This is a genomic window from Intrasporangium sp. (assembly GCF_032907665.1).
Lineage (GTDB): Bacteria > Actinomycetota > Actinomycetes > Actinomycetales > Dermatophilaceae > Intrasporangium.
Window position 1 is genome coordinate 16,628 of the sequence record NZ_JAJJPG010000010.1, and the last position, 12,587, is coordinate 29,214.

Here is a 12,587-nt window from a genome sequence, read left to right on the forward strand (position 1 = left end):
GTAAGGCTCTCGGTAAGGCTCTCGGTAAGCCTCTCAGTCAGCCCTGGGTGCGCCTCGACGCGCCCGGAGTGAGCGCCCACGACAACCCCGCGGGGCTCACGCACTGACCCGCCTGACGGGTCAGTGCGTGAGGGGCATGGGTGCCCCGGGGACGGCGAAACGCTGCCGGGCACCGACGCACCGGACCGGGGGCGACACACCGAGCGCTGGACTTTCGCCGCCTCGCCGGATGTCGGAGGCTATGGGGATGGCTCTGGCAGTGTGCCTCCTCTTCGACCCGAGGACCGACCGGCTGATCCGCGAGCTGTGGGCGCGTCTGGAGGAGAAGGGGATCCGCACACTCGAGTCGCACACCCACGGCCGCCACCTGCCGCACCTCTCGTATGCCGTCCTGCTCGAGTGGGACCTCGGCGTGGTCCGGTCAGCCATGGAGGACCTGCCGGACAAGGGGGGTTTCGAGGTGAGCTTCCAGGGGACGGTGGCCTTCCCCCGGGGCCGGGCGGCGCTCGCGCCCGCCGTGCCCGCCGATGTCACGGCCCGGCAGGAGGCGGTGGCGGCGGCGGTCCGGGAGGCGGGCGGCTTGTTGCACCGGCACTACGCCCCTGGCCGTTGGGTGCCGCACGTCTCCCTCGCGACCCGCGCCACGGGCACGGGACTTGTGGTGGTCGTCAAGGAGGTGGCCGACGTCCTGCCTCTCACCGGCACGATCGAGCGGGCCGCACTCGTCGACAGCTCGACGGGACAGATCTGGCCGCTGCCCGGCGTGCCCTGACCAGGTCGTCGCAGACCGACAGTGCGTCAGGCGGGAGCGTCGCCGGGCCAGATCATCGTCGACGACGTCACGGGCCGGACCCCGGCGGAGGGGCTGGTCCCGGAGATCGTCACGGTGTGCGTCCCGGGGGGCAGGTCCCGGAACGATGCCCGACCCGAGCCCTCGCCCCCGACACTGACCACCTCCCGACCCAGGACCGTGCCCTGCTCCGAGTGGACCGTCACCTCGAGGGACGAGGGCGGCCCGGCTCCGAGCGGCCCGGTTTCCGCGTCGACCTCGGTGTCGACGTCGACGTCGAGCGACTCGCCCTCGACGACGAGGTCGGGCACTCGGGCGCGGACGGACACCGACGACAGGTCCCGGCGGCGGACCGGCTTGGCCGTGAGAAGCTCCTGGACCTGGTCGAGCACGAAGCGGTTGCACTGCAGGGCGCTGTGGTTCTCCGGCACGCGCACGGCGATGTTGGTGTCGAGCCGCTCGTCATGGCCGATGGCCCCGGCCAGCGGGACCGTCCCGTCGCCATAGTCGTTCTCCGCCCCGAACGACTCGGACACCGTGGCGCGGCCGTCGGCGAACCGGACGGTGGTGTTGGTCGGCTGGCGGATCCCGACGACGAGGTGCGCCATCCCGCGGCTGTCGGCGCGGCCCCGCTCGGCCTCCTGCAGCTCGGTGTGGAAGGCCATCGCGTCCGCCACCATCTCGGTCCGCAGCTCCGGCACGGTCGTCTCGGTCGTCTTGAGGTAGCCCGACCCGTTCGCGATGCAGGCGAACTCGGGCATGAGCTGGTGCAGGGACGGCAGGCTGCGGGCGAAGCTCGTGAGGTTGATGGACAGCGGGCCGACGCCCTTGCGCACCCCGTTGACGAGCTGCTCCACCGCATTGGTGGCGCCCCGCCAGGGCGTGCCGAGGGTGATGAGCTTGCGCGTCACCTCGTGACCTCCGCGCTTCTCGACGTACCAGCGCGCCACGAGGCCGCCCATCGAGTGGCACACGAAGACGAGCCGGGCGTCGGCGTAGTGCCCACCTTGCGCGCGCCAGCGGTCGAGGACCGGCTCGACGAGAGTGCCGAGGCGCTCACCGTTGAAGCGGTTCGAGAGGCGCCAGTCATAGGGCGCGAGGACGAGGTTGCCGGGCCGGTCGCCCGTCGGTTCGCGGTAGCCGAGGGACCGCAGGTGGTCGACGAGGACGTCGTAACCCTTGAGCGGGGTCCAGATGCCCGGGATCGCGTGGACGTCCGGCATCAGCGCGACCGGCTCCACGCCGTCCTCGGGATGTGCGTCACCGATGCCCTCGGGCAGCTCGTGGTCGAGGATGCTGTCCCGCCGGGTGAGCAGCTTCCAGACCGCGCCGCCGGACGGCGCCCAGAAGAGGTTGTCGGCCGCCGGCGAGCCGTCCCTGCCGCGCACCCCGAGGGTGCTGCCCATGATCCCGGGCAGGACGACGACGACATCTGCGTTGCTCTGGTTCGCCCCCATGGGTCAACGGTGGCACGCGACGCCGCCGGATGTGACCGGTTCGCTCAAGGCCCGCGTGCGTCGGGGCGTTCGGCTCGGTGCCCGTCCCGGTAGGCGTCCCACACCTCCGGGCGCAGCCGGCCGCGGTCGCTGACGGGCAGGCCGGCGGCGAGGGCCCAGGCCCGCACCTCGGCCGTCGTCGGCTCGCGCGGGGGCACCGGTCCGGCGGCCTCGAGCTCGTCGAGGTGGAACGCGGCACCGTGCTCGAGCCGGGCCTCGTGCAGGGCGGCGGTGAGGAAGCGGTACGTCCACTCCTGGGCGAGCGCCCTCGTTTCGCAGAAGAGGATCGGCACGGTGGGATAGCGAGCCTGGCTCTCCGCGATCGCGTCTGCGACCGCCGCAGGCCGGACGTGCTCGAGGGTGAAGACGCGGGAGTACCGGTCCTCCACGACGACCGCACCGTGCCGCAGGCCGCTGAGCTCGCCAAGGGCGAACCTGAGCTTCCCGTTCAGCAGGCTCGAGGAGAGGTCCTGGAGTGACTTGCGCTCGACGGCTGCCACCACGCGGCCGTCCAGCTCGACCGCATAGTCCCCGACGGCCAGGGGCGCCTTGCGGGTGGTCGCCTGCTGGCGGCTGAACCTCCACGCGTAGCGCTCGTACGGGTCGACAAGGATCTCCAGGGGCGCCGGGGCCGGGTCGGGTGGGCCGTCGCCGATGCGCGGCCGTGCCGTGGGGATCCGGACGTTGGGACGGGCCTGCTTGGCCGTGCGCGGGGTCTGCCAGAAGATGACCTGGCGGCCCTTGGCCCGGGCGAGGACGAACTGGGAGCGGTTCTCGCGGCCCCGGTCGAGGACGAGGTCGATCGCGGCGCCGCGACTCGTGCAGACGCGGGTGGGGACGCGTTCGACGATCTGCGCGTCGGCCGGCCACGCCTCGGCGCGGTGGCAGTAGACCTTGCTCGTTCGCGGCCAGGTCTCGCGCGCCTTGAGCACGATCCCGTCCGGGCCGAGGGGGATCCGCACGAGGTAGGGCAGGGAGCTGCCCTCCTCCGGGTTGCGGGCCACGAGGAAGTCGTCCGGCACGGATCCAGTCTGCCGCACGGTCCTTCGGCGTGGCGGTCAGCCGGGTGCGCTGGAGGCGTGGCGCAGCACGACGACCTCGATCGGCTCACTGCGCCCACGGAGCTCGAGCACCCGATGCTCGCAGTCATCGACGGGCACGTGGGCCGCCACGGCGGACGCGCAGCTGACGAGCACCTCACCGGTGGCGGCGGTCGAGGCGAGGCGGGCCGCTGCGTTGACCGCATCGCCCAGTGCGGTGAAGTCCTCGACGGACCCGTCGGCTCCCGAAGCGCCCACGAAGGCGTCACCGGTGTGGACGGCCGTGCCGACGGGGATGGGGCCCGAGACCGTGGCCTCGGGGTCGGCAGCCCTGTCGGCCAGGTCGAGGGCGGCCCGGATCCCGGCTCCGGCGTGGTCGGGGCCGCTCACACCGCCGAAGAAGAGGCCGATGACCTCGTCGCCGACGAGCTTGTCGACGATTCCGTCATGATCGACGATGGCCCGGGTCGCGACCTTGTAGAAGCGGTCGAGGAAGGCGTGGAAGTCGGTGGGCCGCATCCGCTCGGCGAGCGACGTCGAGCCGCGCACGTCGGTGAACAGCAGCGTGCAGGGGATCTCGACCCCGGTGAGGCCGCTCCGACCCAGCTCGGTGGTGCACTTGGAGCACAGCATGGGGTTCGACGAGCGGCCGAAACCGACCACCCGGAAGGCCGCACCGCCGATGCCACCGAAGGGGACCATGCACAGCTTGCACCGCGGCTCCGACGGGATGCGCTGGAACCGCCGGCGCTGTTCGGCCATGCCGGGGTACTCCCCGGTCATGTACTGCCGCACCATCTCGGGGGTCCACGTGGGATCGGGTCCGCCCATGCGGTCGAGGCTACGCCGCGCCGGGCACGAGGTGCGGGCTCCGTGTGGAAACCCGGGACGGATGGGCCCGACCTGAGCCACGATGTCCGGTATGGGGGACTCCACCGACCTCTTCGCCTGGGAGCGCGACGAGGAACCTGACCCGCACCGGAACCGGAAGACGGACACTGAGCCGTTCGTGCCGCCCTACGTCACGACGCCACCGAAGCAGCGGCGCGACCGCACCCGCCTCGCCCTGGTCGCCACCACGAGCCTGCTCGTGCTGGCGCTGGCAGCGGGCGCAGCGGCATACGTCTACTCCAACAACTCGGCCCGGGAGTGGAAGGTCACGGCCGAGCAGCTCGGGGCCGAGCTGGGGGAGATGACCGCGCAGCGCCAGCAGGTCCAGGGGCTGCTCGACACGTCTCAGGCGGCGCTCGCGGAGACGAAGGCCGCACTAGAGGAGGTTACCGAGCAGTACGACGCGGCGTCGGAGCGGATCCGCGACCTCGCCGACGAGAAGGCACAGGCGGCGGACACCGTCGGCGCGCTCGGCTCGGCCGTCGAGCGGTCGAGGAACGTGGCGCTCCAGCTCGACCAGTGCGTCGCCGGGCTCCAGGAGCTGCAGGACTACCTCATCGACATCGACCGCTACGACATCTCTGTCGTCCTCGGGGTCGCCGAGGAGATCAACGAGGGGTGTGACGAGGCGCAGTCGGCGAGCGATGCCTTCGTCAGCTGGCTGGAAGGCGACTGACGTGCGGCACGTGGTGCCGCCCGTCGTGGCGGCCGTCCTCGTCGTTGCGACCTCGGCATCCTGTGGGGAGCTCGCGCCGGTCGCGCCCCCCGAGCCGCGGGTGGCGACGGTGCTGCCGGTCGTGCCGACGCGCTCGCTCGACCTGGAGGCGGGGGAACCGACGCTCGAGGGCTTCACCGACCTCGAGCGGGCGGCCCTGCGGATCCGCAACATCGGGTGCGGGGGAGTGCGGACCGGCTCGGGTTTCGCGATCGGCGACCGGGTGCTCGTGACGAACCGGCACGTCGTGGCCGGCGCGACGACGCTCGAGGTGAGCACCTTCGACGGGAAGGACATCGACGTGCGCACGTCCGGCGCGGCCACGGTCGCCGACCTGGCGATCGTCCGGACGAAGGAGCGGCTGCCGGCCTCGATCACGCTCGCGCCCGCGAACCCCGAGGTGGGGCAGACCGTGAACGCCATCGGGTATCCGTCGGGGGGACCGCTGACGACGACGAGCGGGCAGGTGCTCGGCTACCGCGCCGATCCCATCGCGAAGTCGGACTTCCCCATGCTGCTCAACTCCGCCCCCGTCGAGCACGGCAGCTCCGGCAGCCCGCTCGTCGACATCACCGGCGAGCTCGTCGGCGTCGTCTATGCCTCGAGCGGGCCGGGCCGCAACTACGCCGTGCCGATCGAGGTGCTCAAGGAGGTGCTCGACGAGCCGGAGTCCTTCACGGACGCGACCGACTGCGACGAATGACGGACCGTGAGCGGTCGATCCGGCGCGGGCACGTTCGTGTAGGGGGTGAGAGCTCCGCCGGGGAGCTCGCCGACGAAAGGAACGACCGTGCACATCCTCACGAGCGGGCACGGACTCGTGGAGTCCCCGCGCTGGCATGACGACCGCCTCTGGTTCGCGGACTGGACTGCAGGACGGATCAACACCATCGACGCCGAGGGCCGATGCGCGACGGTGCTGGCACACCCGTCGATGCCGCTGTGCTTCGACTTCCTGCCCGACGGAGACCTCGTCATCGCCTCCGGGCCACGGCGGGCGCTGGTGCGTCTCGTCGACGGGCAGCTCGTCGACCATGCCGACCTCAGCCACCTGTCGACGTACGGCAGCAACGACCTCGTCATCGACGCGAACGGCAACGCCTACGTCAACAACATCAACTGCGACTTCGGCACGATGACGCCCGAAGGTCAGGCGGCGCCCGGGTTCGTCGCTCTCGCGACTGCGGACGGGCAGGCTCGCGTCGTCGCGGACGACCTCGACTTCCCCAACGGCATGACCCTGCTCGACGGTGGTCGCACGCTCGTCGTCGCGGAGTCCTACCGCGGCCGACTCACGGCGTTCGACGTGGCCGCGAACGGCGCGCTGGAGAACCGCCGTGTCTGGGCCGAGGTGCCCGGACACTTCCCTGACGGCATCTGTGCCGATGCCGACGGGGCGATCTGGTACGCAGACGTGGCCAGCCAGGTCTGTGTCCGGGTGGCCGAGGGAGGGAAACGCCTCGATGCCGTCGAGCTCGACCGCGGCGCCTTCGCCTGCGCTCTGGGAAGGCGGGACGGCCGGCCGGCGTTGTTCGTCGTCGGCGCGCACTGGCCCGGCCCCGAGAACTTCGCCACGCACACCAACTGGGACGGTGCCGTCTTCGCGACGGCAGCGCCGGCCCCCGCAGCCACCGGCTGACGTCAGGCGCAGTTGGGGCAGGGACCGGCGACCGGCATCTCCATGAAGCACGTGGGACAGATGCTGCCGCGACGCTCCTCACGCGACCTCGACGGCGGGTGGCCCGGGGCCGGCGCGCGGCCGGATGACGTGCGGGTCGCGGTCGACGTGCGGGTCGGCCGAGCCCGGGTGACCAAGGTCGGCTGGGCATCCGCCGGCACGTCGTCGCTCCACCGGCGGTAGCACTCGAGGCGGGCGGCCGCGGCATGGTTCTCGCGCTCGTCCTCGTCGGGGATCGGCGCCCGTCCGGCGAGGCGCAGGACCTCGTCGTAGCCGGCACCGACGTGCCCGTCCTGCTTGTGGACGACGAGTGAGGTCAGGGGCGGCTCGCCGCGCAGGTGGTTGGCCTGCGCGATCATCTTGAGGAGGTCGCCGACCCAGTTGCGCAGCTGGGCGGTCGTGTGGAGCCCGGACCGTCGCTGCACCTCCTCGGCCAGGTCTGAGTAGGTGATCACGGCGTCGTAGCGGCCGGCGGTCTCGACGAGGACGTCGTAGGCATGCTTCACCCAGAACTTCTTGCCCACCGTCGGGGACACGAACCGGTCCTCATTGTCCGTCTGGCTCATCCACCGATTGTGCCCATCCCGCTGACGTCCTGCACCGCCGGGGTCAGACGTGTGCCGAGGGCAGGCCGGGCAGGCGGTCGTGTCCGGGGGCGAGGATCCGGCCCGTCGGCGCAGGTCCCACGGCCACGGCCACGACGATGGCCAGCACCAGGGCGACGGCCACGACGAGACCGACGAGGAAGGGCAGGCCCGGGCGAAGCAGCTGCTCACCCGCCGGGGCGCTGCGGGGAACTGTCGGGATGGGCATGGCCCCAGCGTCGCGGGTGACTGCTGGTCACGTCATCCGGGCTGGCCCGGCCGTCAATGAGGGTCAACCCTGAGGCGCGTCGGGCCGTCAAGTCCCACACTGGAGATGTGAGGCGCGGACTCGCCCCGGTGGCCGTCATGGCAGTGACGGTGCTCCTCGCGGCTGCCCTGCTCCCCGCCGCCATGATGTGGGCCGATGGTTTCGAGCCGCCCGACCTTGTTGCCCTCGGCTCCCAGGTAGCGCTCGCTGTGTCGGCCGGTCTGCTCGCGACGTCCCGCGAGTACCGCCGCGCGGCAGCCCTGCTCGGGCTGGGCGTGCTCGCGATCGGCCTGTCCAACCTCAGCTCCGCGACCTTCGAGTCCTGGGGTCATGCCGGCATGATCGGCTTCGCTCTCCACTGGCTGCCGATCGGTTTCATCCTGCCCGTGCTGCTCACCTTCCCCGGGGCCAGCCTCGATCGACTCGGCCGACTTGTCGTCGGTGCGGTGTGGATCGGCGTGATCCTCTGGCGCGCCGTCTCCGTCCCCACCTGGAACCCGGCGTGGGGAGGCTACGACGGGCCGGCCCGGTGGTGGACCTATCCGGGTCTGGAGTCGCGCGGCCTCAGCGACGCCATGCTGGGCGTCGAGCCCTACATGCTCGCGGTGCTCGGGCTCCTCAGCATCGTCGCGTTCGTCCGTCGCTGGCGCGCCGCGCACGGGCTCGCACGGCTGCCCGCGCGCGTCGTCTCGGCCGCGGGGATCGGGTTGAGCATCGCGGTGCCGCTGGGTGGGGTGCGCGGTGTCACCTCAGAGGGTCTGTCCACGGCGGCCTACGTCGTGCAGAACGTCCTGCTCCTGCTGATGCCGCTCGGTGTGCTCACGGTCGCGGTCTGGTCCGTCATGCACCGCGGGTCACTCGTCGAGCGGCTGACGGCGAGCGCGGGTGACGCGCACGGCGTGCAGGCCGTGCTCGCCGCTGAGCTCGGCGACCCCGGGCTGCGCGTCTTCTTCCGCCAGCCGTCGTCGTGGCTCGACGTGAGGGGGGTGGAAACGCCAGGTTCCCCTGACGGTCAAGCTGATCCGCCGTATGCCGCTGGGCCGGGTCGGCACTGGGAGCTCCTCTGTGGGCGTGGTCAGGCAGATGGCGCAGACGTGGTCGGTGCGATCGACCTGGCGGATGATGCGCTGACGGATCCGGGTCGCGTGAGGGTGGCGGTCAGGGCGGCGGCGCTCGTGCTCGAGAACACCCGGCTCGCGGTGGAGCGGGAGGCCCACCTCGTCGAGCTGACGGCGTCGCAGGCGCGCATCGTGGAGGCCGGCCTCGCGGAGCGGAGGAGACTGGAGCGCGACCTGCACGACGGCGCACAGCAGCAGCTGCTGGCCGTGTCGACGACCCTGTCGCGGGCCCGTCTGCTCGCGGAGCCGGAGCACGTGCGGGCCGCGGTCGAGGAGGCCCGCGGCCAGCTGTCGACGGCGCTGTCGGAGCTGCGCCGCCTCGCACATGGCATCCACCCCGGGGCGTTGAGCCAGGGCGGCCTCGTCGCTGCCCTGGAGCGGCTCGTCCGGGTCGACCCGAGGGTGAGGCTCGAGCTCGACGAGCCACTGCGGAGGGGCCTGCGGCTGGAACCGGACGTCGAGTCGGCTGCCTACTTCGTCGTCGCCGAGGGCCTCGCGAATGCCGTGAAGCACTCCGGGGCCGGGACCATCACCGTCGAGGCCGGGCAGGCGTCCGAGCCGACCGGGTTGCGGCTCGCCGTGGCTGATGACGGGGTCGGTGGTGCGACGCCTGCCGGACGCGGCCTGCGCGGACTGCGTGATCGGGTCACAGCCCTCGGCGGGGACTTCGACGTGTCGAGTCCGGTCGGCGACGGAACCCGCCTCAGCGTCTGGCTGCCGACATGACGGGTTCCGTCACGAGTGCCACGGGTGGGTCGCCGGGGTTGCGCGTCGCGCTGGCCGACGACTCCGGCATCTTCCGGGACGGCCTGCGACTGCTCCTCGAGGCCGCGGGCGTCGGGGTCGTCGCGTCGGTCGGCGACGCGCCTGCTCTGCTCGCCGCGGTGGACGAGACCGTGCCGGACGTGGCGGTCATCGATGTCCGAATGCCTCCCACGCACACCGACGAGGGGCTCCGCGCCGCGATCGAGATCCGCGAGCGGGAGCCGCGCACGGCTTCGCTCGTCCTGTCGACATATGTCGAGCCCGTCTGGCTCGAGAAGTTCCTCGCCTCGGCTCCGAGTGGCGTGGGCTACCTCCTCAAGGACCGGGTCGACGACGTCGGGCATCTCGTCGAGGCACTGCACCGGGTCGCCGACGGAGGGGTCGCCGTCGATCCAGAGGTCGTGGCTGCGATGCTCGCCTCGAGGCGGCCGCACGACCCCGTCGACCGCCTGTCGCCGCGGGAGCGGGACGTGCTCGCCCTCATCGCAGAGGGCCGGTCCAACGCCGGGATCAGCGAGGAGCTGTTCCTGTCGGTCAAGACCGTCGAGTCCCACGTGGCCCGGATCTTCCGCGCCCTCGACCTCGACGGCGACGACCTCGCCTCGAACCGGCGCGTGCGGGCCGCCATCCAGTACCTGCGAGCGGCCTCCCGCTGATCGACGGCCCCGAATGGGGCCGACCGGTGGCAGTTCAGGACCGTCGACTCATGTGCGCGACTCAGTCAGTCGTGCGCCCGCCGCGCGCCGACCGGGCCGCTCCGGAGCCGCCGAGGACCGAGCCGAAGACGAACGACACCCCGATCATGAAGCCGGCGTCGTACCACCCGCCGTTGTTGCGCACCTCGTAGATGCCGACGCTGTCGTTGAAGAGCGAGACGATGAAGGTCACCGGCGTGATGAAGCCGTGCCACAGGCCGAGCCAGAACCCGACGTCCGAGCCTGTGCGCGCCAGCTCGTTGCCGGTCGCCGCGCACCCCGCCAGCACGACGACGAGTGCGCCCGCCAGCGCGAGCCGCCCCACGCGACTCCTGGTCCTCCCCATGGGACCACCTCCTCCCACGACTGTGCCACCCCACGAGGCGACCTGCAGGTCCAAAGGTCCTGATGCTCACAATCCTGTGTCGCATGCCTGTGTCGTATGCCGCTGTCGTATGCCGCTGGGCCGGCTCCCGGCGAACCAGCAGCGTCGCGGTCGCGAGAGACTCACGCACTGACCCGTGTGGCGGGTCAGTGCGTGAGTGTCGGGGCCTCCGGGGACGCCATCCAGGCCCGTGATCCGACCCTCCCCGAGACCCTCCGAGGAGGCGGCTTTGCGAGACGGGACCCCGCGGGCACGTTAGCGTCAAGTCAAGTCACCGCACTGAACCCACGAGGCACACGGAGGACGACCCATGAAGGCTCTGCAATACGTCGAGATCGGCCAGCCCCCGCGCATCATGGAGGTCGAGAAGCCCACGCCCGGCCCCGGGGAGGTGCTGCTCAAGGTGACCGCCGCGGGCGCCTGCCACTCCGACGAGTTCATCATGAGCCTGCCCGAGGACCAGTACGTCTACGGCCTCCCGCTCACGCTCGGGCACGAGGGGGCGGGGATCGTGGACGAGGTTGGCCCGGGCGTGACCTCCGTCCAGGTCGGCGACTCGGTGGCGGTCTACGGCCCGTGGGGCTGCGGCGTCTGCCCGGCCTGCGCCAGGGGCGAGGAGAACTACTGCCACGTGGCCGCGGAGCGCGGCATCGTGCCGCCCGGTCTCGGCGCGCCAGGCGCGATGGCCGAGTACATGCTCGTCGACAACCAGCGTCACCTCGTCCCGCTCGGCGACCTGGACCCGGTGGAGAACGTTGCCCTCACCGACGCCGGCCTGACGCCCTACCACGCGATCAAGCCGAGCCTCCCCGCGCTCATCCCCGGGTCGATCGCCGTCGTCATCGGCGCGGGCGGTCTCGGCCACGTGGGCATTCAGATCCTGCGCGCACTGTCGCCAGCGACGGTCGTTGCACTCGACGTCGCGGACGACAAGCTCGAGCTCGCCAAGGACGTCGGCGCCCAGCACGCCTTCACCTCGGACGAGTCGGCGATCGAGAAGGTCCGTGCGCTCAACGGCGGCCGCGGTGCGACCGTCGTCTTCGACTTCGTCGGCGTCGAGCCGACGACGGCCCTGGCCGCCAAGATGACGCACATCGACTCCGAGATCGTCATCGTGGGCGTCGGAGCGGGCACTGTCCCGGTTGGCTTCTTCTCCCTGCCCTGGGAGACACAGGTGCGGGCGCCCTACTGGGGCAGCCGCAGTGAGCTCTTCGAGGTGCTCGACCTCGCGCGCAGTGGTCACATCCATGTCGAGACCGAGCGCTTCTCGCTCGACGACGCCCCGACGGCCTACGAGCGGATGCACGCGGGCACGTTGCGCGGCCGGGCGGTCATCGTCCCCTGACGGAGCGCTGGAGATGATGCTCCACCTGCGCGCATCGTGATGCGAGATCCGTGATGATATGATGACCAGGTGCGGACGACTGTCAACATCGACGACCGCCTCCTCGCCGAGGCGAAACTGATCGCCGCCCGTCAGCACCGCACCATCGGCTCGGTCCTCGAGGAGGCGTTGCGCAAGCTCATCGAGGAGGAGTCGACGGAGCCGACCAGCCGTGCCGACTACGTCCTCCACACGTTCACGCCCGAGCACCCCGGGCTGCTGCCCGGGGTCGACCTCGAGGACAAGGAGCTCATGGCCGAGCTGCTCGGTGACAACCTCAACGGGGGCGACGCCGACCATGCTCCTGCTTGACGTCAACGTCTGCCTCTACGCCTACCGTCCCACCGAGTCGGAGACCGCGGCACGGGTGAGCGCCTGGCTCGCACCCCGGCTCATTGGCCGCGAGCGCATCGCGGTGAGCGAACCTGTTCTCGCTTCCGTGCTCCGGATCGCCACCCACCCGAGGGTCTTCCGGCAGCCGTCGTCCCCCGCCGATGCACTTGCCTTCGCGCAGTCGCTGGCGTCCGCACCCGCCGCGCACCTCGTTAGGCCGGGGCCAGACCACTGGCCGCTCGTGCGCGAGCTCATCAGCGAGCACCGTCTGCGCGGCAACGACATCCCTGATGCAGCCTTGGCCGCCCATGCTCTCGAGCTGGGCGCCAGTCTCGTCACGGTGGACCGCGGCTTCGCGCGCTTCTCCCCCTTGCGCACCATCAGCCCGCTGAACCAAGCAGGCTGATCGGCCCGGTCCGGCGGGGTCAATGGAGCGGCCAACGGA

General features: G+C 71.5%; 15 protein-coding genes. 9 read left to right on the plus strand and 6 right to left on the minus strand.

Annotated elements, in window-relative coordinates; genetic code table 11:
• Positions 1–247: 247 nt before the first annotated feature.
• Positions 248–772, plus strand: coding sequence for a 2'-5' RNA ligase family protein (locus LOY02_RS03055; protein ID WP_317180855.1), 525 nt, complete (start codon positions 248–250; stop codon positions 770–772).
• 26 nt (positions 773–798) lie between these two features.
• Here the strand turns inward: LOY02_RS03055 and LOY02_RS03060 are convergent, their stop codons facing one another.
• Genes LOY02_RS03060 through LOY02_RS03070 form a run of 3 tightly spaced genes read right to left on the minus strand, consistent with a single transcriptional unit; the run spans position 799 to position 4,157 of the window.
• Positions 799–2,247, minus strand: a complete 1,449-nt coding sequence (locus LOY02_RS03060; protein ID WP_317180856.1) for a lipase/acyltransferase domain-containing protein — start codon at positions 2,245–2,247, stop codon at positions 799–801.
• A 44-nt stretch (positions 2,248–2,291) separates the two neighbouring features.
• Positions 2,292–3,308 carry an ERCC4 domain-containing protein gene (locus LOY02_RS03065; RefSeq protein ID WP_317180857.1) on the minus strand — a complete coding sequence of 339 codons (1,017 nt, stop codon included), beginning with the start codon at positions 3,306–3,308 and terminating at the stop codon, positions 2,292–2,294.
• Between the two features lie 36 nt (positions 3,309–3,344).
• On the minus strand, positions 3,345–4,157 hold the full coding sequence (locus LOY02_RS03070; protein ID WP_317180858.1) for an adenylate/guanylate cyclase domain-containing protein: 813 nt from the start codon (positions 4,155–4,157) through the stop codon (positions 3,345–3,347).
• A 91-nt stretch (positions 4,158–4,248) separates the two neighbouring features.
• Between LOY02_RS03070 and LOY02_RS03075 the strand changes: the two genes are divergently transcribed.
• The 3 genes from LOY02_RS03075 to LOY02_RS03085 all read left to right on the plus strand — a co-directional run bounded on the left by LOY02_RS03075 (position 4,249) and on the right by LOY02_RS03085 (position 6,571).
• Positions 4,249–4,893, plus strand: a complete 645-nt coding sequence (locus tag LOY02_RS03075; protein ID WP_317180859.1) for a hypothetical protein — start codon at positions 4,249–4,251, stop codon at positions 4,891–4,893.
• Positions 4,894–4,903: 10 nt separating this feature from the next.
• The gene (locus tag LOY02_RS03080) at positions 4,904–5,635 is read left to right on the plus strand and encodes a serine protease (RefSeq protein WP_317180860.1); all 732 of its coding nucleotides are present in this window, start codon (positions 4,904–4,906) and stop codon (positions 5,633–5,635) included.
• Positions 5,636–5,722: 87 nt separating this feature from the next.
• Complete coding sequence (locus tag LOY02_RS03085) at positions 5,723–6,571, plus strand: SMP-30/gluconolactonase/LRE family protein (protein WP_317180861.1); 849 nt, start codon at positions 5,723–5,725, stop codon at positions 6,569–6,571.
• 2 nt (positions 6,572–6,573) lie between these two features.
• Here the strand turns inward: LOY02_RS03085 and LOY02_RS03090 are convergent, their stop codons facing one another.
• Together LOY02_RS03090 and LOY02_RS03095 are read right to left on the minus strand one after the other, a co-directional pair.
• Complete coding sequence (locus LOY02_RS03090) at positions 6,574–7,176, minus strand: hypothetical protein (protein ID WP_317180862.1); 603 nt, start codon at positions 7,174–7,176, stop codon at positions 6,574–6,576.
• 43 nt (positions 7,177–7,219) lie between these two features.
• On the minus strand, positions 7,220–7,423 hold the full coding sequence (locus LOY02_RS03095) for a hypothetical protein (RefSeq protein WP_317180863.1): 204 nt from the start codon (positions 7,421–7,423) through the stop codon (positions 7,220–7,222).
• Between the two features lie 107 nt (positions 7,424–7,530).
• Between LOY02_RS03095 and LOY02_RS03100 the strand changes: the two genes are divergently transcribed.
• Together LOY02_RS03100 and LOY02_RS03105 are read left to right on the plus strand one after the other, a co-directional pair.
• On the plus strand, positions 7,531–9,306 hold the full coding sequence (locus tag LOY02_RS03100; RefSeq protein ID WP_317180864.1) for a sensor histidine kinase: 1,776 nt from the start codon (positions 7,531–7,533) through the stop codon (positions 9,304–9,306).
• Positions 9,303–10,001 carry a response regulator transcription factor gene (locus LOY02_RS03105; protein ID WP_317180865.1) on the plus strand — a complete coding sequence of 233 codons (699 nt, stop codon included), beginning with the start codon at positions 9,303–9,305 and terminating at the stop codon, positions 9,999–10,001. The genes LOY02_RS03100 and LOY02_RS03105 overlap by 4 nt, the downstream gene beginning before the upstream one ends.
• Before the next feature lie 61 nt (positions 10,002–10,062).
• Here LOY02_RS03105 and LOY02_RS03110 read toward each other — a convergent pair whose 3' ends face one another.
• Positions 10,063–10,386, minus strand: coding sequence for a hypothetical protein (locus LOY02_RS03110; RefSeq protein ID WP_317180866.1), 324 nt, complete (start codon positions 10,384–10,386; stop codon positions 10,063–10,065).
• Positions 10,387–10,735: 349 nt separating this feature from the next.
• Here LOY02_RS03110 and LOY02_RS03115 point away from each other — a divergent pair, with 349 nt between their 5' ends.
• The 3 genes from LOY02_RS03115 (at position 10,736) to LOY02_RS03125 (ending at position 12,548) form a co-directional block, all read left to right on the plus strand.
• Entirely contained in the window at positions 10,736–11,770 is a 1,035-nt protein-coding gene (locus tag LOY02_RS03115; protein ID WP_317180867.1) for an NAD(P)-dependent alcohol dehydrogenase, read from the plus strand.
• 69 nt (positions 11,771–11,839) lie between these two features.
• Positions 11,840–12,121, plus strand: coding sequence for a type II toxin-antitoxin system VapB family antitoxin (locus LOY02_RS03120; protein WP_317180868.1), 282 nt, complete (start codon positions 11,840–11,842; stop codon positions 12,119–12,121).
• Positions 12,108–12,548 carry a TA system VapC family ribonuclease toxin gene (locus LOY02_RS03125; protein ID WP_317180869.1) on the plus strand — a complete coding sequence of 147 codons (441 nt, stop codon included), beginning with the start codon at positions 12,108–12,110 and terminating at the stop codon, positions 12,546–12,548. Before LOY02_RS03120 ends, LOY02_RS03125 begins: the two co-directional genes overlap by 14 nt.
• Positions 12,549–12,587: the final 39 nt, after the last annotated feature.

Excerpts from the sequence above, each read along its gene's own strand:
- LOY02_RS03055 (WP_317180855.1), top strand. The coding sequence starts at position 248 with ATGGCTCTGGCAGTGTGCCTCCTCTTCGACCCGAGGACCGACCGGCTG.
- LOY02_RS03060 (WP_317180856.1), bottom strand. The coding sequence starts at position 2,247 with ATGGGGGCGAACCAGAGCAACGCAGATGTCGTCGTCGTCCTGCCCGGG.
- LOY02_RS03070 (WP_317180858.1), bottom strand. The coding sequence starts at position 4,157 with ATGGGCGGACCCGATCCCACGTGGACCCCCGAGATGGTGCGGCAGTAC.
- LOY02_RS03075 (WP_317180859.1), top strand. The coding sequence starts at position 4,249 with ATGGGGGACTCCACCGACCTCTTCGCCTGGGAGCGCGACGAGGAACCT.
- LOY02_RS03090 (WP_317180862.1), bottom strand. The coding sequence starts at position 7,176 with ATGAGCCAGACGGACAATGAGGACCGGTTCGTGTCCCCGACGGTGGGC.
- LOY02_RS03095 (WP_317180863.1), bottom strand. The coding sequence starts at position 7,423 with ATGCCCATCCCGACAGTTCCCCGCAGCGCCCCGGCGGGTGAGCAGCTG.
- LOY02_RS03105 (WP_317180865.1), top strand. The coding sequence starts at position 9,303 with ATGACGGGTTCCGTCACGAGTGCCACGGGTGGGTCGCCGGGGTTGCGC.
- LOY02_RS03110 (WP_317180866.1), bottom strand. The coding sequence starts at position 10,386 with ATGGGGAGGACCAGGAGTCGCGTGGGGCGGCTCGCGCTGGCGGGCGCA.
- LOY02_RS03115 (WP_317180867.1), top strand. The coding sequence starts at position 10,736 with ATGAAGGCTCTGCAATACGTCGAGATCGGCCAGCCCCCGCGCATCATG.
- LOY02_RS03125 (WP_317180869.1), top strand. The coding sequence starts at position 12,108 with ATGCTCCTGCTTGACGTCAACGTCTGCCTCTACGCCTACCGTCCCACC.